Raw genomic sequence first — 20,074 nt, forward strand, 5'->3', positions numbered from 1 at the left:
GACGGGCGGCGCGGCGGGGACGGCGGCCTCGGTGGCGGGGACGGCGGCGTGCGTGGCGGGCTGCCCGGTCGCGTGGGTGGCTGCGTGGGTCACGGGGTCAGCTCCCCGAGGGGCGGACGAGCGAGAGGGCGGTGCGCGCGAGAATCCGTACGTCGAGCCAGAACGACCAGTGGTCGACGTAGTAGTTGTCGTGCCGCGAGCGGTCCTCGATGGAGGTGTCCCCGCGCAGGCCGCTGATCTGCGCGAGCCCGGTGAGGCCCACGGGGGCGCGGTGCCGGTGCCGGTAGCCCGCGTACGTACGACCGAACTCGGCGACGAAGAAGGGGCGTTCGGGACGCGGGCCGACGAGGCTCATGTCGCCGCGCAGGATGTTCCACAGCTGCGGGAGTTCGTCGAGCGAGGACCGGCGCAGGAAGCGGCCGACGCGGCTCATGCGGTCGTCGTGGGCGACGTTCCAGCGGGTGGCGGCCTCGCGGTCGTCGCAGGGGCGCAGGCTGCGGAACTTCAGGAGCGTGAAGGGTTTCCCGTACTGCCCGACGCGTTCCTGCCGGAAGAGGACGCCGGGGCCGTCGCTGAGGCGGACGGCGAGGGCGCAGGCGAGCAGGAGCGGTGAGAGGAGGACGAGGGCGGGGCCCGCGAGGGCGAGGTCGAGGGCGCGTTTGCCCGCGCCGGGGCGGCGGGGGCCGGGGGGTAGCGGGGTGAGCGGATAGCCGGCGAGGCCGGTCGTGCCGGGGGCGGCGCCGTGCCCCGGGCCGCGCGCGTCGAGGCGCCACAGGGCGCAGCCGTGGGCGCGCAGAAGCCGCAGGTAGGCGGCCGAGGGCTCCCCGACGCACAGCGCGAGCCGCACGTCGTGCTCGCCGAGGGCGCGCCGCACCTCATCGGCCGAGCCGAGCACGGGCACGTCCCCGGGCGTCCCGGCGCGCGGCCCGACGATCCCGACGGGCAGGACGACGGGCCGCTCGCACCGGCGCAGCACCGCGGCGACGGTGTGCGTGCGGGCGTCGCCGATGAGCAGCGCGGCGGCGGGCCGCGCACGCCGCCGCGCGCGCCGCCGCCCGTGCACGAGGCCGCGCCCGCTCGCGGCGACGAGGCTCTGCGCCGCCCACGCGGTGACCAGCGCGGAGAGCGGCAGCGCCGCCGCGGGCCGGACGGCGGCGAGCAGCGCGGCGGCGACGGCCCAGGCGAGGGCGGTACGGGCGCAGAGTGCCGGGACCTCGTCGAGCACCCCGGTCTCCGGGCCGGGCCGGTACAGCCCCGCGGAGCGCGCGGTGAGGGCGAGGAGCACCCCGGTGAGGACGCCCCACTCCCAGCCCCGGCCCACCCCGGCGACAAGGCCGCCCACGAGCACGCCGAGCAGGTCGGCGGTGACGAGGGCGAGGGAGGGGTGGGGGGCGCGGCGGGGGGTGAGGGCGACCGGCCCCGCCCCGCCCTGCGCCACGACCCGCTGATCGGCGCCCGGTGCGAGGCGCGGCGCCTCCGCCCGGACCCGCCGCTCCGTGCCGGGCGTCCCGCTGCCGGGCCCCGCCCCGTCCGGGGGCGGAAGTTCCCCGCGCAGAAGGTCGTTCTCCACGCGCACAAGGTCGTTCTCCACGCTCACGAGGTCATCGACTCCCTTGGGGGGCGGGTCCCGGCAGCCGTGCCGCGCGGTCCCGGAGGGGTGGTCCTGGGCGTCCGCGCGAGGAGGCCGCCGTAGAGCGCGGAGACGGCCCGCGCGGTGCGTCGTACGTCGTGATGGGCGCGCACGTGCGCGAGCCCGGCCGCGGCGAGTTCCGCGCGGAGTGCGGGCGTGCGCAGCAGGTGGGTGAGCGCGGCGGTGAGCGCGCCGGGCGCCTCGGGCGGTACGAGGCTGTACGCGAGCGCCGCGCGCGGCAGGCTCTCGCGGGCGCCACCGGTGTCCGTGAGGACGAGCGCGCGCCCGCAGGCCATCGCCTCCAGCGGCGCGAGCGCCATCCCCTCCCAGCGCGAGGGCAGGACGACGAGGTCGGCGGCCCGGTACCAGCGCGCGCAGTCCCGCGCGGCCCCGGCGAACTCCACTCCTGCACCGGCCTGTTGGCGAAGAGCCGCCTCGTCGGGCCCGTCACCGACGAGGACGAGCCGCGCCCCCGGTACGGCCTCGCGCACGGCGGGCCAGGCGCGCAGCAGCACGTCCTGCCCCTTCTGGCGGCACAGCCGCCCCACGCACACGACGAGCGGGGCGCCGTCCCCGTACGCGTACCGGCCGCCCTCGGGCCGGAAGGCGGTGAGGTCGACGCCGTTCGGCAGTACGGCGAACTCGCCTCGTACGCCTGCCTGTTCACCGGTACGGCGTTCGGCCTCGCTGACGCAGAGGAGGCGGTCGGCCCAGCGGGCCCCGTACCGCTCCCAGTGCCGTGCGAAGGCGCCGACGGGGCCGCCCGCCGCCTCGAAGGACCAGGCGTGCGGCTGGAAGACAGTGGGCAGCGCCCCGCGCACCGCGAGCCGTGCGGCGAGACCGGCCTTCGCGCTGTGCAGGTGCAGGAGGTCGGGCCGCACGGCGTCGATCACCCTGCGCAGACCGGCCGTTTCGGCGCGCAGCGCGGGTCCGGGCGCGCGCCCCGCGTACCACTCATGCACGAACGCGCCCTGACGGGCGGCCTGTTCGCCGAGCGTCCCGCCGGACGGGCAGGCGAGGTGGACGTCCAGGCCGTCCGCGCGCTGCGCGCGCACGAGGTCCGTGACGACGCGCGCGACGCCGCCCTCGACGGGCTGTGCGAGGTGCAGGACACGTGTCCGGGGCGGGAGTTCGCACTGTTCTGCTGACACTGACACGCGCGCTGACCCAACTGTGCGAAGGACGGACGGGGGGACGGGGCGGAAATCGGGTCAGTCGCGCCGCCCGGCCGTTTCGGCACCGGCCCGCGTACCGCCGCCCCCCGCGCCCCCGCGACCGGCCCGCACCTCGTCCGTCTCCGCCCAGAGCGCCCCGAGCCACACCGCGTCCCGCTGCGCCGAGACGTCGACGCGCAGCCCCGTGCCGCCGGGCCGCAGGGCCTTGCGCAGGTCGAGGACGTCGGAGTCGTAACCGAAGGTGTGTGGCGGAATTCCGCGCGAACTCTTGTTTCCGGAGGTCGAGTTGTCGCTGATGGTCGAGTTGAGGAGGTCGGCGGTCGGGTTGGCGGCGCCGCCGCCGAGCGGCACGGGCTTCGCCTCTCCGGTACGTACCGTGACGGCGTCCCCGTCGACGCCCCGGTCCCCGTCGTACGCGACGATCCCCATACGGCCCGAGGCCCCGGCCGGGACGTGATGGCCCGGCAGGTCGACGCGCAGCGTGCGGCGGTCGCGGTCACCGACATGAAGCGACTCGAAGCCGTCCCACAGGGCGAGCCGCCGCAGCGGCGCCCCCGGCTCCTCCCAGGCGGCGACGAGCGTCCAGCCGCCCCAGCCGCCTGTCGCCGAGTGGCCCTTGGCGATGGGGAGTTGGGCCACGGTCCACTCGCCGGGGCCGCTCGCGCGCACGAGGTCGGTGACGTCGGCCGAGGCGTGCAGGGCCTCGGCGCCGCCCGCGACGCGGTGCCCGAGCGTCGTGTCGGCGCTGACCTTCCGGTAGGCGCCGCCGGGCTCCGCGACGAGGACGGTGCCCGCGTCCGCGAGCGGCTTCTGCTCACCGACGCGCAGATTGCCGCCCCAGTACAGGCGCGCGTAGCGGATGCGCGCGCCCTCGGGGAGGTCGAGGCGGGCGCGGGTGGAGTTGTAGGTGTTCGGGTCGTCGTCGCTGTCCGCGTAGGTCAGCGCGTAGTCACCGTTGTTGGGCGCGGTACGCCCCTTCGCCGCGCCCTCACCGCGCCGCGCGCCCGCGCACGCGGGCACCCCCTTGACGGCGGGCGCCTCGCAGACCACGGCCGACGCGGCGGCCCGCGCGAAGCCCCCGTGCAGGGTGGCGCTCCAGCGCGGCGCGAGGGGCAGCCGGGCGGCGGTACGGGGCGCGGACGAGGTGGCGGGGCGGGGCTCGGCGTGCGCGGCGCCGGTCGCCTGAGCGGGCTTCGCGTGCGCGCCGCCCCCGGTCGGTACGGACTCGGCCGGTGCGGCGCCCCCGGTCCGCGTCCCGCTCGCCGCCGGTGCGGCCCCCGCCGCTCCCCCGTCCCGCGCGGCGGCGCCCGCGAGGGGGCCCTGGGCGAGGGCGGCGAGGGCGAACAGTGCGCAGGCCGCACCACGGCGCACCACGGCGGACAGCGGAAGTCGGCTTCGCATGACGGCCCTCCGAGGGCGGCGTATGGGGGCGGGACAGCCCGGACTTACAGCCCGGAAAGCGGACATTACGCCCAACACGCCGTTGAATTGCACACTGCGGGCAAGTCATGACAACAAGGGCGGAACGTCGGGACTCTAACCCCAGCCTCCGGGAGAATCCGTCAGCATCGACGAAGCGGTTCGGGTGTACTTGTCAGATCGACTGCCGAACCCCCCGAACGGCCCACCCCGCACCCGCCCACCAGCGACGACTTCCCCGGCGGGCGATCACACACAGTGATCGGAGGGCGCGCCCGGCGTGTTCCGCACCCCGGGGCGGGCGGCGTTTCACCTTTTCGGGGCACAACGCGCGACGCCCCGGCGCCGTTGTTGCAGACGCCGGGTCAGCTCCCGGCGCCCCGGCCCGCCCCGCAGCCAGCGGCACCGGCCGGACCCCCGCACGATCCCTCGACACCCGTAAGGAGCGCTTCGCCATGTCGCGTACCGCCAGGGCCCTCGTCCTCTCCTCCGTCGCCGCCGCCGCGCTCGCCGGCTCGGCCGGTCTCGCCTCCGCCGACGCCGGCGCGCAGGGCGGCGCCGCCTTCTCGCCGGGCGTCCTCTCCGGCAACGCGGTGCAGATCCCGGTCCACGTGCCGGTGAACCTCTGCGGCAACACGATCAACGTCGTCGGCCTGCTCAACCCGGCCTTCGGCAACACCTGCGTGAACGCCTGACGTTGTGGGAGGCCGCCCCCGGCCCGGGGGCGGCCCTTCGCACAGGGGCTCGCCCACCAGCCCCTCCGGCCGCCGCGCGGCCGGGACCGGGGGCGGTGCCCCCGAGGCAGGCCCCGCCGAGCGCGTAACCCCCGAAGAGAGGATCACCATGTCCGCCAGCAAGGCGAAGCACCGCAAGCCCCGCACCACTCCCTCCGCCGCCAGGGCCGCGGCCGTCGTCGTCGGCGGCCTCGCGGCGGCGACCGCGGCGGCTCCCGCCTTCGCCGCCCCCGCCGTGGACACCGCCGCCCTCACGCCGAGCAGCCTCAACGGCGGCTACTACGCCGCCGCGACGCAGCTCCAGGGCGCCGTGGACACCGTCGCGAACGACGCACTCGACCCCTCGAAGCCGGACTCGCTCGGCAAGACCGTCGACGCCATCGCCCGCGAGGCGAAGCCGCTCCTGCCGCAGCAGAAGCTCGACCCGGCCTCGCTCGTACGCGACGGCTCCACGACCTCCGCCGCCACGGGCCTCCTCGGCGGCCTCCCCCTCGACAGCCTGGGCGGCCTGGGCGGCTGAACCGGCGTCCTCGGCTGAACCGGCCTCATGCCTGGACCGGCTCACCGCTGGACCGGCGTCCTCGGCTGGACCGGCCGTCAACCGCGCCGCCGCGTCGGCTGAACCTGCTTCGTACGGGCGGAACGGCCGTGCGAACCCTCAAACCCTTTGGAGTGATGGCCGGTTCGGGCTCCCCCGGACAGGTGAAAGAGCGGGCGGTCGGCCGGGGCGGAGTCGCTAGGGTCCGGGGGTGACTTCGACCGACAGCGCGCAGCGCGTTTTCCGCCCCGCCGAACTCGGCACGCTCGTCGTCGTGGCGTGGAGCGGTAAGCACCCCGACGACGACACCGACATGCCGTTCCTGCTCGCCTACCCGCTCGGCGACGGCACGGCGGGCCACGAGGGGGCGACCGAGGCGGCCCTCGCCCTGCTCGCGGACACGAAACTCCCGGTCGGCGGCACGCTCCTCGACGGTACGCAGACCTCCACGCTCCCCCTCACCCTCCTCGTCGAGGCGGGTTCGGCCGCGCTCACCATGCCCCCGAACCTCAACGCCCAGTGCGAGGTCCCCCCGGAGTGGTTCGCCGCCGCCAAGCAGCGCGGCTACGCCTACTTCATCTTCGCCACCCGCCCCTGGCCGCAGGCCGTCCCCGGGCAGGAGATCACTGAGGAGGCGCTCGCCGCGTTCGTCGGCGACACGGAGATGCTCACCTCCTCCGCCCACGTCCTCCTCCCCGTCCGCAGCCTGCGCTGACCCGCGCGGGGCGCGGGGGCGGGCCACGACGCCCGGCCCCCGCTGCTCCGTCCCTGTATCCCCGTCGCCCGGATTCCTGGAGCCGACTCACGTACCGCTCCTCGCCTGTGGGCCGCACGGAGCGCGCGACGCCTGAGGGATCCGTCTCGGGAAGCACCCTGGCGTCCGCGTTCCCGGGGCGGCCCGGCGTGCGCGCGGCACTCGGGGAACCACCACCGCCATGACCGCCCCGCCACCACCGGAGCGGCGCCGCCCTGGCCCCCATGCGCCCCCTGCGGCCGACCTCTGGGGCCGGACCTCACGCGGCATTCCGCACCGCCCCCTACCTGATCCCGCACCCCGCGTCGCCTCGTACGCGATCCCGCACCCGCACTGCCCCGCGCGATCCAGCACCCCCCCAGCGGGCCCGCGACCGCCTCCCCCGGCTCCGCGCCGTGCGGGGCGGCGCCCGCGATGAACGCGACGTTCCGGGATCGCTCCCCCCGGCATCCCTCGGTAAGCCGCCGACGGACCGCACCGCCGCGCCCTTCCCGCTCACGCCCGTCGCCCCTGCTCTGCGCCGTCTCCCCTCCCGGATCGTGGAGCCTCCCTCCGGCAGCCCTGCGGACCCCCTGTGGCCTCCCTCACCCTCACCTCAACGAACTTGTTCGTCACGAACAGGTTCGTTACGGTGGAGGTACAGCCACCCGCCCCCACTCCCCCGGAGGCAGCCATGACCAGCACCAGCACCAGCACCCCGAGCGGCAGCACCCCCCACTTCCCCGTCGCGATCATCGGCGGCGGCCTCAGCGGCCTGCTCCTCGCCCGCGTCCTCATCGCGGGCGGCACCGACGCGACGGTCTTCGACCTGGAGAGCGGGCCCGAGGCCCGCACCCAGGGCGGCATGCTCGACATCCACGAGGAGACCGGCCAGGCCGCCCTGCGCACCGCCGGCCTCTACGCCGCGTTCCGCGCGAAGGTGCACCCCGGCGGCGAGGCCGTCCGCGTCTGGGACGAGAAGGGCACCCTCGTCCACGAGGAGCCCGACACCGGCGACGGCGACCGTCCCGAGATCGACCGGGGCGACCTGCGCGCCCTCCTGCTCGCCTCCCTTCCCCCGCACGCCCTGCGCTGGAACTCCAAGGTCACCGGCGCGCGCCCGCTCGGCGCCGGACGCCATGAGGTGACCCTCGCGGACGGCACCGTCTTCACCACCGGTCTCCTCGTCGGCGCCGACGGCGCCTGGTCCCGTGTCCGCCCCCTCCTCACCCCCGCCCGGCCCGCGTACACGGGCGTCTCCTTCATCGAGTTCGACCTCATGGACGCCGATACCCGCCACCCCGAGGCCGCCGCGACCATCGGCGGCGGCATGTGCTTCGCGCTCGGCGGCGGCAAGGGCTTCCTCGCCCACCGCGAGACGGACGGCTCCCTCCACATCTACAGCGCGCTGCGCACCCCCGAGGCGTGGCTCGACGCGCACGACTTCTCCGACAGCGAGCGGACCCGCGCGCTGCTCCTCGACGCCTTCGCCGACTGGGCCCCGCCGTTGCGCGGACTGCTCGACGAGGCCGAGCACGGCTTCATCCCGCGCCGCATCCACGCCCTCCCCGCCGGCCTCACCTGGGACCGCGTCCCCGGCGTCACCCTCCTCGGCGACGCCGCGCACCTCATGTCGCCCTTCGCGGGCGAGGGCGCCAACCTCGCGCTCGCCGACGCCGCCGACCTCGGCACCGCCCTCCTCGCCCACCCCGGGGACACCGAGGCCGCCCTCGCCGCCTACGAGGCCGTCCTCTTCCCCCGCGCCGCCGAGACCGCCGCGATGTCCGCCGCCTCGCTCGACATGCTCTTCGGCGAGGACCCGTCCCGCCGCCTCGTGGACATGTTCACGGGCGCGTACGACCCGCAGGGCTGAACACGAGCGACGGCGGGAGGCGGGGTCGCGCAAGGCGGCTCACCCGCGGTCGCCCTCGCGCGGTACGGGGACGAAGCCCCCAGCGCCGACGCACCCGCTCTCGCCACGGCCCCCCTGCCCCGCCACCCCCGCACCCGTCGCGACCGCTACCCCCACACCCCCGTCGCGACCGCGACCCCCGCGCACCCCGCCCCGAGCCCGGCCGCCATCGACAGCAGCGCGTTGCCCACGGCGAGGCGGCCCGCGCCGGTCTCGGCGAGGCGCAGCGTCTCGTAGGAGAGCGTCGAGTACGTGGAGAGCGCCCCGCACAGCCCCGTACCGAGGAGCGCGACGGCGTGGGAGGAGGCGGCGCCCGCGAGCGCGGCGCCCGTCACGAGGCCGAGGACGAGGCACGCGAGGACGTTCACGCCCAGCGTTCCCCAGGGGAAGGGTCCCCGGCGGCGGGCCGTGATCCAGCGGTCGGCGGCGTACCGCGCGGGCGCGCCGACGAGCGCTCCCGCCACCACGAGCAGCCAGTTCATCGCGCCCCCTCCGTCTCCACGACCGCCGCGAAGCGCTCCGCGAGCGCGTACCGCGTGAGGGAGGCGCTCCCCCACACCGTGAGCACGGCCGCCGCCATCGTCCCGAAGAGGCACGCTCCGGCCGCCGCGTACCGCTCGGCGACGAGCAGCCCCCGTACGTCCATCGCGTACGTGGAGAACGTCGTGAAGCCGCCGAGGACCCCCGTGCCGAGGAAGGGCCGCACCAGGCGGTGGGTGTGCGGGCGCAGTTCGGCGACGACCGCCATGAGGACGCCGATCAGCGCGCAGCCGACGACGTTGACGAGGAAGGTGGTCCACGGGAAGCGACCGCTCGCGGTCGGCCACAGCACGGCGGCCCCGTACCGCGCCACCGCCCCGAGCGCCCCGCCCGCGGCGACGACGGCGAACACGGGCGCCTGCCCGTCCCAGAGCCCGCTCACGGGCACGTCCGCACCGACATCGGGATCGACGGGTTCTTCGGCCGGGTCACGCGGCTTCACGGATGTCACGCGGAATCTCCCACTCGCTCGGGCGCGCGCACGAGCGCACACCTCACCTCGCAAGCAGGGACCGTTGGCGGCTGATCCGCGGTTCGGTTACGGCGGGCCCCACCACCGTGACTCCCCCACCCGTCGCGACACGGGGCGGAGCCGCCGACCATGCTACTCCGCACCGCCCGCCGGGGGCCGCGGGGTCAGGACGCCGGGGGCGAGGGGGCGTGGCTTCTTGGCGCAGGCCGGGGGATGGTGCTCGACCGCCCTCGCGCCCGCGCTGCCGTCACCCCCGGCACGGCCCCACCCGCACCTCCTCGGGCGACGGCGGGCGCATCCCCAACGGAACCGATCCACCGCCTCCGCACCGCCCACCGTTCGGTTGCCACCCGCTCAGGGGTGCCGGTCAGCGTTGCCGAACCGGCGCGCCCCAGCGTCCGGTTGGTGGACGTCTACGAGGCGGGGCGCCGCCGCGCGGAGCGACGCCACGCGGAGCGACGCCACGCGGAGCGACGCCACATCGATCGCGATACGCGCGACGGGACCCCACACCGCCTCGCGGCTCCCACGATGGCTCTCGGCCCCGCCCGCCTGCACGCTCCCGACGGCCCCTCGCCGAGCGACTGGCCCGCGCCCACGAGGAGATGGGCAAGCCCTGGCCGAGCTCCGCGGACCTGCCGCAGGGGGACGAGACGCCGGCGGGTCCTCGCGGCTCCCGCCCACCTCCGGGCGTGAGCCGCGGCCCGTCGTCCGGGCGGAATAGAGGCGGCATGGGAGCGGTGTAGCGCTCCGGCGCAGTCTGCGCAGGCCCCGGTGGACCCCTTCCACCGGGCCGTACCGGAGGAGATCTGATGCGCCGCCGTTCCTTCGCCCGACTCGCCGCCGCAGCCGCCGCGGCCGTTTCCTTCGCCGTCCTGCCCGCCGCGTCGGCGCACGCCGCGCCCGCCGACAAGGGCGCCGTACTCAGCGGCTGGACCCAGACCAGCGCCGCCAGCTACAACGCGTTCTTCGCCGCCCGCGCGAATCAGGCCAAGTGGAGCGCCTACGGCTTCAACTGGTCCACCGACTACTGCAGCACCTCGCCGGACAACCCCTTCGGCTTCCCGTTCGCCAATGCGTGCGCGCGCCACGACTTCGGCTACCGCAACTACAAGGCGGCCGGCACCTTCGACGCCAACAAGGCCCGCCTGGACAACGCCCTCTACGCCGACCTCCAGCGAGTGTGCGCCACCTACTCGGGCCTGAAGAAGTCCTCCTGCGACGCGACCGCCTGGACCTACTACCAGGCAGTCGACAAACTCGGCTGACCCCACACCGCGCCCCAAGCACCAGAAACCCCAGGCCACGGCATACGTGACCTGGGGTTCGGCGGAGCCGCCTTCGGGATGCGAACCCGAGACCTACGCGTTACGAGACCGCGAGCGATCGAGTTGCCCGGTGCCGCGTGGTGCCAGGCCGTTACGTTTTACCTGATCAGGACAGGTGCACCAGGTTGAGCTGTGCCGCTGCACCAGGTTGAGCCGTGCCGCCCTGCGCCGCCCCGTTGAAAGGCGTCTGTCCACCGCTGTCCACCGGTCCATACGCTCTCGGACCGCCAGAAGGCCCCGCTGAGAAGACTGCGTCACAGGCAGTACACGCTCGGGTTGCTTGCCACGCCACTTGTGGTGAACCCACAAGTCGACGAGTCCTCGCGATCTCTACCGGGAACAACACCGGCAGTGACAGCAGCAACATCGTCGCTCCCCGCGTGAGCGGACCGGTGCACTCCCTGCTGCACGCGAACCTCCGACTTGTACGTCGCTGCGTGAGCCAAGTCTTCAACGACCTGCCGCCCGGACCGCCCGGCTCCCTGACATCACTTCCTCGACGTCCGCTTTCGCTGCGCGAAAGCCGCTGTCCGCATGAACATGGTCGTTGCCGACGGCGGCCATCCCGGCACCGGCCTCGTGATGCCAGACCTGCGCCAGGCGGACGACGACCCGCCCACCGGAAGCAAGGGACCACCACACCTCTCAACTGGGGAGTCCTACCGCCACGCGCTGGGAGTCTCGGCGAATCGTTTCTTGTACGCCTTGACGAAATGGCTGCTGTCGGCGAAGTGCCAGCGAGCGGCGATCTCGGACACCGTCAGGCGTGTCGAGGTCAGCTCCGCCCTGGCGCGTTCGAGACGACGTTCCCGTACATATCCCATGACCGGCGACGTGCCCCCTTGACCGAACGCGCGGTAAAGGGTGCGGACGGAGACGTTCAGGGCCGCCGCGATCCCCCGGGGACTGAGGTCGGGGTCGGCGAGCAGTCGGGTCTCGATGTGGTCCATCGCCGCCCTGAGGAGCGCCGGTGCGAACTCCGCGTCATCGATGACCTGGTCGTTCATCAGCCCTCTGAACAGCTCCAGAGTCGCGTTGCGGGCCGCACCCGCGGCAGCGGCACCGAGTCCGTCCGCCAGTTCCGCCCAGAGACGGAGCTGGGCGAGCAGAAGGGCCGCGGCGGGCGAGCCCTGTTCCGCGGTGACCGCCCGCGTGTTCGACGGGAAGCGGATCTCGCTCGCGGGAAGGACCAGGGTGATCGCCCGGGTGCCCCGGGCGATCTCGAAGTCCCACGGGTCCTCGTTCCTGCGCGCGCACACCATTCCGGCCGCCGCCGCGGCGCGCTGCCCCCCGGTGGCGAAGCGCCACTCACCGCTGAGCGTCACGCTCGTCACGATCCGGTCCTCCAGGTGCCCGCCCGGACCGCCGGTGCCGCCCGCGACCGCGTCGCTGTACTGGTCCTCGAGGAACAAGTCGAGCAGGTTCTGCTTCCAGATGCGAGCGCGGTACGTCCCCGCACCGTGCCGCGGCAGCCGCATGGGCGGCGCCGGCACCCGCTCACCGCCCTGCCGCCGCCACTCCCCGAGCAGCACGCGGTCCCGGTTCTCGTTCGCGTACGGCACGGTGATGTCGACCACGGGTGTCGAGGGATCCCCGACCCGCCAAGGGGACACGCTCACTTCGGTGCTCATCCGGCGCAACGCTACTCCTCCCCGGCCCACCACCCCCGGGCCGGGCACACCGTCCGCCCTCGGGTGGCACGGAAGTACCACGTACTTGGCCGACCGGTACTGGTCTCCGGCGTTCGGGCCCGGTGAGCATGAGCGAGTGCTTCCCGCCTCCCCCCGGGACGAGCGGGCCTCGCCGGACCTCCGGGTCCTGCTTCCAGCTGCCTGGGCGCTGATCCGTCGGTCCAGGTCCGTTCCACTCTCCGACTGGAGTCCTCGGTGTCCGAATCCGTGGTGACCCTTTTCGAAAGCCTCGTCGGCGCCGAGCCGCCGCGCGACGCACCTGCCCTGTTCGACACGGCGTGCGTGATGGGCGGGAGCATCGCGGGACTCCTCGCGGCACGGGTGCTCTCCGACCGCGCGCGCAACGTCGTCATCATCGAACCCGACGACACAGCGGCCACGGCCGGGTCGCGCCCCGGAGTACCGCAGGACCAGCAGGTGCACACGCTGCTGCCCGCCGGCCGCCTGTGGATCGAACGGTGGCTTCCCGGCGTCTCCCAGGAGGCACAGGACCGGGGCGCGTCACTCGTCGGACCCGAGCAGCAGTTCGTCGGCTACGACGACACCCCTCAGGTCCCGGACGGCGTGGACCACCAATTCCTCGCCATCGGACGTCCCCTGCTGGAAACCCTGGTCCGGGACCGGGTCACCGCCCTGCCCCACGTCTCGGTCCTGCGGGCGCGGGCGACCGGGTTGCGCTACGACGACGGCGCCGTCACCGGCGTGCGCTACGACGAGACCGGAACAGGCGGTCAGGCAGAGCGGGCGGAGGAGGTCCTCGCGGCGGACTTCGTCGTGGACGCGATGGGACGCTCCAGCAGGCTCTCGCACTGGCTCGAGCAGGACGGCTACGACCAGCCCCCGCTCGAACGGCTGCAAACCCCCGTCAACTACGCGACCGCCCTCTTCGAGCGCCCGGCGAAACTCCCGGACCTGGACGCGGCGACCGTGCTGCAACTGTTCACACCCCGGTACCCGTCGGGCGGAGTGTCCGTCGCGGCGGCGACCGCGATCGAAGGACAACAGTGGCTCGTCATGCTGATGGGCTACGGAGACCACCGGCCCGGCAGGACCATCGACGAGTTCCGCGCCCGGTGCGCCGCGCTGCCCCCCATCTTCAGCGACGTCACCAGCAACGACGTCACCCGCGAGGTGGTGACATACCACCAGGCCGAAAGCAGGCGACGCCACTTCACCGAGGCCGGCCGCCTCCCGGCGCGGCTGGTCAGCACGGGCGACGCCGTGGCGTCGTTCAACCCGGTCTACGGCCAGGGCATGAGTTCCGCCGCCCTGCACGCCTCCTGCCTGGCCTCCTACCTCGACAGCGGCGCCGACCTCGACCAGGCGGCCACCGAGTTCTTCCGCCTTCAGCAGGTCGTCGTCGACGCCGCCTGGGCCGTATCCGCGGGAGGAGACGCCGCCCGCATCGACGCCGAGAACGGCACCGAGGTACCCGAGGAAGTGCGGCAGCAGCGCCGCGCCATGGAACAGATCGTCCGTGCTGCCCTCGTCGACGCGGACGTGTCAGGAGCCTTCAACAACGTGTCCTACATGCTGCGTCACCCCGGCACGCTGTTCGATCCGGCGATCCTGGAGAAGGCGGCAGCCGCCACCGAAGAAGCAACGGCCGGGTGACCGACCCCACGATCGACCGGTACATCGGCCTCGGCCTGTCGGAACGGGCGGCGCACGACGACTCGGTGGGATGCCCGCGGTAGCCGCCGTCGACGCAGGTCTTGCGGATGCCCTCCATGAACTGGGCTCCCCCGGGCGCCCTGCCCGGACAGATCCCGGCCTGGCCTCGCGCTGCCCGTGTCCCTGCCGGAGGCCGGCCGTGCTCCGTACCGACGGCGGCTCCGAGACGTCCGACCGCGCGAGGCCGTCACACTCGTACTCGTTCCATATACGGAGACCTGCATGCCCTACGTGACGACCGAAGACGGCGTGCGCATCAATGTCGTCGAAAAAGGCCGGCCGGACGGACGCCCCATCGTTTTCGTCCATGGACTCGGCAGTTCGTGCCAGGCGTGGGAAGGGGTGATGGCCGCTCCCGGACTCGCCGACCGTTATCGCTTGATAGCGTTCGATCTGCGCGGCCACGGTCGTTCCGACACCGTTCTCGAGCCGGAGCTGCTCACCGCGGACGGGCCTGCCGCCGGCGCGGATCTCTGGTCACGCGACCTGGACACGGTGCTGGCCGGCCTGGCATCACCGATCCTGGTCGGCTGGTCCTTCGGCGCCGGTGTCGTCCAGTCCTGGCTGTACACCCACGGCGGGCTGGCACAGGCGGAAGCCGCCGTCCTCGCCTGCGCTCCCAACGTCATCGGCCCGGTGCCGCCCGGTGATCCGGCCGCGGGGCTCATCACACGCGAAGGGGTTCAGGCCCTCGCCGGGGCCGCGCACGCCGGCACGGCTTTCGCCCGCCGCATCCTTGCGCACCGCGCCGACGACACCTCCATCGACGCCGACGCACTCGAACGCGTCGCAGCCGTCGCCGAGGCCACACCGGCCGAGTCGGTGGCCGCGGTACTGCGATACCTCATCGACTTCCGGCCCTTCCTCTCGACGCTCGGCGCGGAGACCCGCGCGCGTATCACCGCCGTCATCGCCGACGGCGACCAGATCTTCGACGAAGCCGCCGGCCGGACGGTCTGGGATCAGGCGGGCATCCGTACCGTCCACGTTCCCGACGCCTGCCACGCACTGCCCCTCCGCGAACCCGACCGCTTCGCCCGGCTCCTGCTCGACCTCCTCGCACCCCACGACTGACGGCGGAAGAGGTCCGACCGGCCGAGTTGCCGCCGGACACGCTCGGAGCAAGGGCTCCCCCGAGATCGAACCTGCACAACCCACTGATGATCCGAACACTCGACCACCCGCACCTCGGCGACGGCAGGTGCGATGGGCAGACCCAGGAGAGGTGCACACACGTGAGTGCCAGAGACGTCGTCGACGAAACCGGAACGGGACGGGGCGACCTCGAAGAGCCGTCGGCTCCCGCGCCGGACAGGATCAAGGGGGGTGTCTCGGGGGAGCGGTTGGTGCTGTTCACCGACGCGGTGACGGCGATCTCCATCACCCTGCTGGTTCTACCGCTGGTGGAGCTCGTCCCCGAGGCCGCGTCCGCCCATGAGCGCGCCGGCGAGGTGATCACCGGTCATCTCGACCAGTTCTGGGGCTTTCTGCTCAGCTTCGCGGTCATCGCGAACGTCTGGCGGGAGCACCACCGGGCCTTCTCGACGGTCCAGGAGGTCACCCGTTCCCTGACGGTGTGGAACATGGGATGGCTGCTGTCGGTCGTGCTGCTCCCGCTCCCGACGGAGATGATCGGCGCCTTCGGCGGCCGCGACCGGGTCGTGGCGTCGTTCTACTACGCGGTGCTCCTGGTCGGCATGGTGTGCCGACTGGCCATGCTGAAGATCCTCAAGGGCAACCCGGACATGGTCGAGGGGGATGAGGAAGAGACCCGCCGGAGGACCGCGTACCTGTACACCGACAGCTGCGTCAACGTCATCGCCACGGTCGTCGCGTTCGCCGTCGCCCTCGCCGTACCGGCGCTGCAGTACTGGAGCCTTCTGCTCCTGCTCCTTCCGGGTCGGGTGCGCCTCACGGGCCGGCGCGGTGCGGGCTGACCACGGGAACGACCATTGCCCTGGCACGCAGGGGGCCGGGCAGTACCCCCCTGGCCGGCCCCACCGCAGACCGGCTGTTCAACGTTCACGGCCGTGGGCGAGCCGGAGGCGGTTCAGCCTGGCGACCAGGGCGTGCGGTCGGCCCAGAATCCCCGACAGAGTCGGCCGCCACATGCTCGCCCACGATCCCCAGGAACACGAACGCCCCTCTTGAAGCGGGGATGGCCGACACGGCATCCCGCCCGCTTGCCCTTGGAGGAATCCAGCCAGTTCTTCCACGCCGCGTCCGCGTCGAGGAAGGCGGACGGGTAGACGCGGCTGCTCACCCCGCGCCACCACGGTGCGACGCCCTCAATGCCGTAGCGGTCATCCCCGCGCTCCGCCATGAACCGCTTGTAGACCGTCGGCTTCGTCGGAGTCGGGACCTTCACGCGCTTGCGTGCCGTCGCCTCCTCGACACCCGCGTCGACCAGCGCGACGACCTGAGTCCGCCAGTCCTCGTGGGCGGCCTTTTGGCCGCCGAGGCGTAGTTGAAGGCGAGACGCGAGTTGCCGCACCAGCGCACCAACCGCTGCTCCTGAGCGGGGGTGGGAGCGAGCGGAAAGCGGAAGGCCCGCAAGATTTCACCCATGTCCGGACCTTGTAGGCCCCCTCCAAAAAGGTGAGTCAGCTCCGCCAACGGCGCGAAGTACCGGCTTGCACTCTCGTTGCACGCCCTGCCACGCGTGCCCGCCCAGGGGGCAAAAACGTGGAGCCGCCGGTTCCTCCATCACCCGCTTCAACGACAAAACCCCAGGTCACGGGCTTTGTGACCTGGGGTTTGACTGAGCCGCCTTCGGGATTCGAACCCGAGACCTACGCATTACGAGTGCGTTGCTCTGGCCAACTGAGCTAAGGCGGCTGGTGTGCTGTTCCATGGTGGTGCAGCAGCCTCGGCAAGTCTACACAGTTCTCGGGGGTGGTTCCGACCAGGGCGGGGGCGGGGTCAGTGGCAGGTGGTGCGGGGGGCGGGTGGGGTGCCGGTGAGGAGGTAGGTGGTGAGGGTGGTGTCGATGCAGGTGCTGCCCCTGTTGTATGCCGTGTGGCCGTCGCCCTCGTAGGTGAGGAGGTGGCCGGAGGTGAGCTGGGCGGCCAGGGAGCGGGCCCAGCGGTAGGGGGTCGCGGGGTCGCGGGTGGTGCCGACGACGACGATCGGGGGTGCGCCCGCAGCCGTGACGCGGTGCGGGGTGCCGGTGGCGGGGTGGGGCCAGTCGGCGCAGTTCAGGGCCGTCCAGGCCAGTGCGCGGCCGAAGACCGGGGACGCCTTCTCGAAGGCGGGCAGTGCGGCACGTACCGCCGCCGGGCCGGTGAAGGCAGGGGGCGCGTCGAGGCAGTTCACGGCGGCGTTCGCGGCCATGAGGGGCGCGTAGTGGCCGTCCGCGTCGCGCTCGTAGTAGGCGTCGGACATGCTCAGCAGGGTCGTGCCGTCCTTGTCCTTCCCGCTCGCCTCGCCGAGGGCCCGGCGCAGCGCGGGCCAGGCGGCCTCGGTGTAGAGCGCGGCGATGATGCCGGTGGTGGCCTGCGCCTCGGAGAGCCGCCGCGCCCCGTCGTCCGTACGGAGCGGGGCGCGGTCGAGGGCGGCGAGGAAGGCGGCGAGCGCGCGGTTCGCCGCGGGATTGGCGGCGGGGAGCGGGCAGTCCTCACGGCGCGCGCAGTCGCGCAGGAAGGCGCGGAAGGCCGTCTCGAAACCGGCCGTCTGGTCCAGATTGAGGCGGCGGGAGTCGATCGACGGGTCCATCGCGCCGTCGAGGACCATGCGCCCGACGCGGTGCGGGAAGAGTTCCGCGTACGTGGCGCCGAGGTACGTGCCGTACGAGGCGCCGACGTAGTCGAGCCTCCGCTCGCCGAGCACCGCGCGCACGATGTCCAGGTCACGTGCCGCCTCGGCCGTCGAGACGTGGCCGAGGAGCTTGCCCGTACGGCTGCGGCAGGCGTCGGCGAAGGCGTGGAACGAGCGGCGCAGCGCCGCCGCCTCGGCCGCGTCGTCGGGCGTGAGGTCGGTGGCCGCCCAGCGGTCCATGGCCGGTCCGTCGAGGCAGCGCACCGGGACGCTGTGGCCGACACCGCGCGGGTCGACGCCCACCAGGTCGTACCGCGCCCGTACCGCCTCGGGGTAGTGCTCGCCCGCGTACCCTGTCAGGAAGTCCACCGCCGAGCCGCCGGGGCCGCCCGGGTTGAGGAGGAGGGAACCGAGGCGCTCGCCGGGGCCGCTCGCGGGCTTGCGCGCGACGGCGAGCGGGACCTCGGCGCCGCCCGGGTCCGCGTAGTCGAGCGGGACGCGGACCGTGGCGCAGGCGAAGCCGTGTTCGCGAGCCATGCGCGAGCCCGCTCCCGCGCCCGCTCCTGCGCTCGTGCTCCCGGTGGGCCGCGCTGCGGGCTTTCCGCAGGTGTGCCAGTCGAGGTGCTGCTGGTAGTACGGGGCGAGGCGGGGTTCGTACGAGACCCCTGCGGCCTTCGCGCGCGGGACCTGCCGGGCCGTGGGGAGCGCCTGGACGTCAGCGGTCGGCACGGTGGCGGCGAGGGCGAGCGCGAGGACGGTCGCGAACCCGGCGCTCCCCCGCGTACGGGACGCGGTCCGCGAGCGCGCGCGGGGAGCCACAGCGCCGCGGACGGGCCGGGAGAACCGCGGTGGCGGGAGGAACGGGCGGCGGGGCGGGTGGCTCATGCCACGACCCTAACCCTGCGCACTCATTTGACTACAATCCGCACCCGCTCGCGCTGCCGTACCGGTTTCCCAACCCCGCCGCCCGTGGCCGAGCCCCTGACGCCCCCGGCCCCCTGTTCCTCACCCCGCCCTGAGCGCCATCGCCATCGACTCCACCGCGAGGAGCGGTGCCACGTTCCTCGCGAGGGCTTCGCGGCAGGCGCCGATGGCCTCCATGCGGCGCAGGGTCGATTCGGGACGGCTCTCCCGCGCGATGCGCTCGACGGAGTCCCGTACGTCCTCGTTGGCGATCTCCGCGCCCGCGCCGAACTGGAGGGCGAGCACGTCGCGGTAGAAGCCGGTGAGGTCGAGCAGCGCGAGGTCGAGACTGTCGCGCTGGGTACGCGTCGAGCGCCGTTTCTGCCGGTCCTGCAACTCCTTCATCGCACCGGCGGTGCCCCGTGGGAGCCGGCCGCCGGCCTGGGCGCCGAGCGCCGCCCGCAGCTCCTCGGTCTCCTTCTCGTCCGTCACCTCCGCGACCTCCTTGGCGTCGTCGCCCGCCGCGTCGATCAGCTCCTGCGCGGCGCGCAGCCCGGCACCGACGTCCCCGAGCCGCACCGGCAGCTTCAGCACGGCCGCCCGGCGGGCTCGCGCCCGCTCGTCGGTCGCGAGGCGGCGCGCGCGGTCGATGTGCCCCTGCGTGGCGCGCGCGACGGACGCGGCGAGCGCGGGGTCGACGCCGTCCCTGCGCACGAGGAGGTCGGCGACGGCGTCGACGGGGGGCGTCCGCAGGCTCAGGTGGCGGCAACGGGAGCGGATGGTGGGGAGCACGTCCTCCAGCGAGGGCGCGCACAGCAGCCAGACCGTACGGGGCGCGGGCTCCTCCACGGCCTTGAGCAGCACGTTCCCCGCGCCTTCGGTGAGGCGGTCGGCGTCCTCCAGGACGATGACCTGCCAGCGCCCCGTGGCGGGCGAGAGCTGCGCGCGCCGCACGAGGTCGCGGGTCTCCTTCACACCGATCGACAGGAGGTCGGTCCTTACGAACTCGACGTCGGCGTGGGTGCCGATGAGCGCCGTGTGACAGCCCTCGCAGAAGCCGCAGCCGGGCTCACCGCCGAGCGCCCGGTCCGGGCTGACGCACTGGAGCGCGGCGGCGAAGGCCCGCCCCGCCTCGGCCCGTCCGGAACCGGGCGGACCGGTGAAGAGCCAGGCGTGGGTCATCCGCGAGCCCGACGCCGCCTGCCCGCCCCCGGCGACGGTCGTGACCAGCGCGTCGGCGTCCTTCGCCGCGGCGGCGAGCTGCGCGCTCACCCGCTCCTGGCCCACCAGGTCGTCCCAGACCGCCATCGGTCACCGCACCTTTCGTCGTGCCTCGGCCTCCATTGTGGGCGAAGGCTCTGACAAGGGGGGAACGGAGCTTGTGGGGCGGAGCTTGTGGGGGGGGGCGGGTGGCGTGAGGGCCGGGAGGGTCTTGGGGGGCGATTTCTGGGGGCAGGCGGGACCCTTAGGGGGTGGTCGAACGCTTCACCTAGGGGTTCGATGGGCCCCCGGTGCGCCCAACGCGCGAGGCGGGAAGGGGGTTCCCGAGGCGGCGTGAGCTGCGAGGGC

The 20,074-nt window shown here is 73.9% G+C and carries 18 protein-coding genes and 1 tRNA gene; 8 read left to right on the forward strand and 11 right to left on the reverse strand.

What is annotated here, in order from left to right; all coding sequences use genetic code 11:
* Positions 1-97: 97 nt before the first annotated feature.
* Genes STTU_RS13895 through STTU_RS13905 form a run of 3 tightly spaced genes read right to left on the reverse strand, consistent with a single transcriptional unit; the run spans position 98 to position 4,206 of the window.
* Entirely contained in the window at positions 98-1,570 is a 1,473-nt protein-coding gene (locus STTU_RS13895) for an exopolysaccharide biosynthesis polyprenyl glycosylphosphotransferase (protein ID WP_158678791.1), read from the reverse strand.
* Between the two features lie 23 nt (positions 1,571-1,593).
* A complete protein-coding gene (locus tag STTU_RS13900) occupies positions 1,594-2,781 on the reverse strand; it encodes a glycosyltransferase family 4 protein (RefSeq protein ID WP_007823843.1) in 1,188 nt (395 codons plus the stop codon).
* A 60-nt stretch (positions 2,782-2,841) separates the two neighbouring features.
* Positions 2,842-4,206: a hypothetical protein gene (locus STTU_RS13905; RefSeq protein WP_007823844.1), complete on the reverse strand. Its 1,365-nt coding sequence runs from the start codon at positions 4,204-4,206 to the stop codon at positions 2,842-2,844.
* A gap of 473 nt (positions 4,207-4,679) precedes the next feature.
* Here STTU_RS13905 and STTU_RS13910 point away from each other — a divergent pair, with 473 nt between their 5' ends.
* The 4 genes from STTU_RS13910 to STTU_RS13925 all read left to right on the forward strand — a co-directional run bounded on the left by STTU_RS13910 (position 4,680) and on the right by STTU_RS13925 (position 8,102).
* Entirely contained in the window at positions 4,680-4,919 is a 240-nt protein-coding gene (locus STTU_RS13910; protein WP_007823845.1) for a chaplin, read from the forward strand.
* Positions 4,920-5,067: 148 nt separating this feature from the next.
* Positions 5,068-5,478 carry a hypothetical protein gene (locus STTU_RS13915; protein ID WP_043255150.1) on the forward strand — a complete coding sequence of 137 codons (411 nt, stop codon included), beginning with the start codon at positions 5,068-5,070 and terminating at the stop codon, positions 5,476-5,478.
* 229 nt (positions 5,479-5,707) lie between these two features.
* Entirely contained in the window at positions 5,708-6,211 is a 504-nt protein-coding gene (locus STTU_RS13920; RefSeq protein ID WP_007823847.1) for a DUF5949 family protein, read from the forward strand.
* Positions 6,212-6,923: 712 nt separating this feature from the next.
* The gene (locus tag STTU_RS13925; protein WP_007823848.1) at positions 6,924-8,102 is read left to right on the forward strand and encodes an FAD-dependent oxidoreductase; all 1,179 of its coding nucleotides are present in this window, start codon (positions 6,924-6,926) and stop codon (positions 8,100-8,102) included.
* A gap of 146 nt (positions 8,103-8,248) precedes the next feature.
* Here STTU_RS13925 and STTU_RS13930 read toward each other — a convergent pair whose 3' ends face one another.
* Together STTU_RS13930 and STTU_RS13935 are read right to left on the reverse strand one after the other, a co-directional pair.
* Positions 8,249-8,623 (reverse strand): fluoride efflux transporter FluC, encoded by a 375-nt coding sequence (locus tag STTU_RS13930; RefSeq protein ID WP_043255152.1) that lies wholly within the window; start codon positions 8,621-8,623, stop codon positions 8,249-8,251.
* Positions 8,620-9,123: a fluoride efflux transporter FluC gene (locus STTU_RS13935; RefSeq protein ID WP_007823851.1), complete on the reverse strand. Its 504-nt coding sequence runs from the start codon at positions 9,121-9,123 to the stop codon at positions 8,620-8,622. The genes STTU_RS13930 and STTU_RS13935 overlap by 4 nt, the downstream gene beginning before the upstream one ends.
* An 842-nt stretch (positions 9,124-9,965) precedes the next feature.
* On the opposite strand from STTU_RS13935, the gene STTU_RS13945 reads away from it, so the two are divergent.
* Positions 9,966-10,421: a phospholipase gene (locus STTU_RS13945; protein ID WP_007823855.1), complete on the forward strand. Its 456-nt coding sequence runs from the start codon at positions 9,966-9,968 to the stop codon at positions 10,419-10,421.
* Positions 10,422-11,140: 719 nt separating this feature from the next.
* Here the strand turns inward: STTU_RS13945 and STTU_RS13950 are convergent.
* Positions 11,141-12,112 (reverse strand): helix-turn-helix domain-containing protein, encoded by a 972-nt coding sequence (locus STTU_RS13950; RefSeq protein ID WP_007823858.1) that lies wholly within the window; start codon positions 12,110-12,112, stop codon positions 11,141-11,143.
* Positions 12,113-12,367: 255 nt separating this feature from the next.
* On the opposite strand from STTU_RS13950, the gene STTU_RS13955 reads away from it, so the two are divergent.
* The 3 genes from STTU_RS13955 to STTU_RS13965 all read left to right on the forward strand — a co-directional run bounded on the left by STTU_RS13955 (position 12,368) and on the right by STTU_RS13965 (position 15,783).
* Positions 12,368-13,786, forward strand: a complete 1,419-nt coding sequence (locus STTU_RS13955) for an FAD-dependent oxidoreductase (RefSeq protein ID WP_234019230.1) — start codon at positions 12,368-12,370, stop codon at positions 13,784-13,786.
* A gap of 282 nt (positions 13,787-14,068) precedes the next feature.
* Positions 14,069-14,920 (forward strand): alpha/beta fold hydrolase, encoded by an 852-nt coding sequence (locus STTU_RS32240; protein WP_078518973.1) that lies wholly within the window; start codon positions 14,069-14,071, stop codon positions 14,918-14,920.
* 161 nt (positions 14,921-15,081) lie between these two features.
* Complete coding sequence (locus STTU_RS13965; RefSeq protein ID WP_234019231.1) at positions 15,082-15,783, forward strand: TMEM175 family protein; 702 nt, start codon at positions 15,082-15,084, stop codon at positions 15,781-15,783.
* A gap of 113 nt (positions 15,784-15,896) precedes the next feature.
* On the opposite strand, the gene STTU_RS35390 is transcribed toward STTU_RS13965, so the two are convergent.
* From STTU_RS35390 to STTU_RS13985, 5 genes are all read right to left on the reverse strand, one after another.
* Complete coding sequence (locus STTU_RS35390) at positions 15,897-16,256, reverse strand: transposase (RefSeq protein ID WP_234019383.1); 360 nt, start codon at positions 16,254-16,256, stop codon at positions 15,897-15,899.
* On the reverse strand, positions 16,211-16,414 hold the full coding sequence (locus STTU_RS35395) for a helix-turn-helix domain-containing protein (protein WP_043255157.1): 204 nt from the start codon (positions 16,412-16,414) through the stop codon (positions 16,211-16,213). Before STTU_RS35395 ends, STTU_RS35390 begins: the two co-directional genes overlap by 46 nt.
* Before the next feature lie 196 nt (positions 16,415-16,610).
* Positions 16,611-16,684 (reverse strand) — tRNA-Thr (locus STTU_RS13975).
* Positions 16,685-16,768: 84 nt separating this feature from the next.
* Positions 16,769-18,421, reverse strand: coding sequence for an alpha/beta hydrolase (locus STTU_RS13980; protein ID WP_007823863.1), 1,653 nt, complete (start codon positions 18,419-18,421; stop codon positions 16,769-16,771).
* Between the two features lie 186 nt (positions 18,422-18,607).
* Positions 18,608-19,813, reverse strand: a complete 1,206-nt coding sequence (locus STTU_RS13985; protein WP_007823864.1) for a DNA polymerase III subunit delta' — start codon at positions 19,811-19,813, stop codon at positions 18,608-18,610.
* Positions 19,814-20,074: the final 261 nt, after the last annotated feature.

Source organism: Streptomyces sp. Tu6071 (assembly GCF_000213055.1).
Lineage (GTDB): Bacteria > Actinomycetota > Actinomycetes > Streptomycetales > Streptomycetaceae > Streptomyces > Streptomyces evansiae.

Excerpts from the sequence above, each read along its gene's own strand:
- STTU_RS13950 (WP_007823858.1), bottom strand. The coding sequence starts at position 12,112 with ATGAGCACCGAAGTGAGCGTGTCCCCTTGGCGGGTCGGGGATCCCTCG.
- STTU_RS13945 (WP_007823855.1), top strand. The coding sequence starts at position 9,966 with ATGCGCCGCCGTTCCTTCGCCCGACTCGCCGCCGCAGCCGCCGCGGCC.
- STTU_RS13905 (WP_007823844.1), bottom strand. The coding sequence starts at position 4,206 with ATGCGAAGCCGACTTCCGCTGTCCGCCGTGGTGCGCCGTGGTGCGGCC.
- STTU_RS13915 (WP_043255150.1), top strand. The coding sequence starts at position 5,068 with ATGTCCGCCAGCAAGGCGAAGCACCGCAAGCCCCGCACCACTCCCTCC.
- STTU_RS13925 (WP_007823848.1), top strand. The coding sequence starts at position 6,924 with ATGACCAGCACCAGCACCAGCACCCCGAGCGGCAGCACCCCCCACTTC.
- STTU_RS35395 (WP_043255157.1), bottom strand. The coding sequence starts at position 16,414 with ATGGGTGAAATCTTGCGGGCCTTCCGCTTTCCGCTCGCTCCCACCCCC.
- STTU_RS13985 (WP_007823864.1), bottom strand. The coding sequence starts at position 19,813 with ATGGCGGTCTGGGACGACCTGGTGGGCCAGGAGCGGGTGAGCGCGCAG.
- STTU_RS32240 (WP_078518973.1), top strand. The coding sequence starts at position 14,069 with ATGCCCTACGTGACGACCGAAGACGGCGTGCGCATCAATGTCGTCGAA.
- STTU_RS13930 (WP_043255152.1), bottom strand. The coding sequence starts at position 8,623 with ATGAACTGGCTGCTCGTGGTGGCGGGAGCGCTCGTCGGCGCGCCCGCG.
- STTU_RS13910 (WP_007823845.1), top strand. The coding sequence starts at position 4,680 with ATGTCGCGTACCGCCAGGGCCCTCGTCCTCTCCTCCGTCGCCGCCGCC.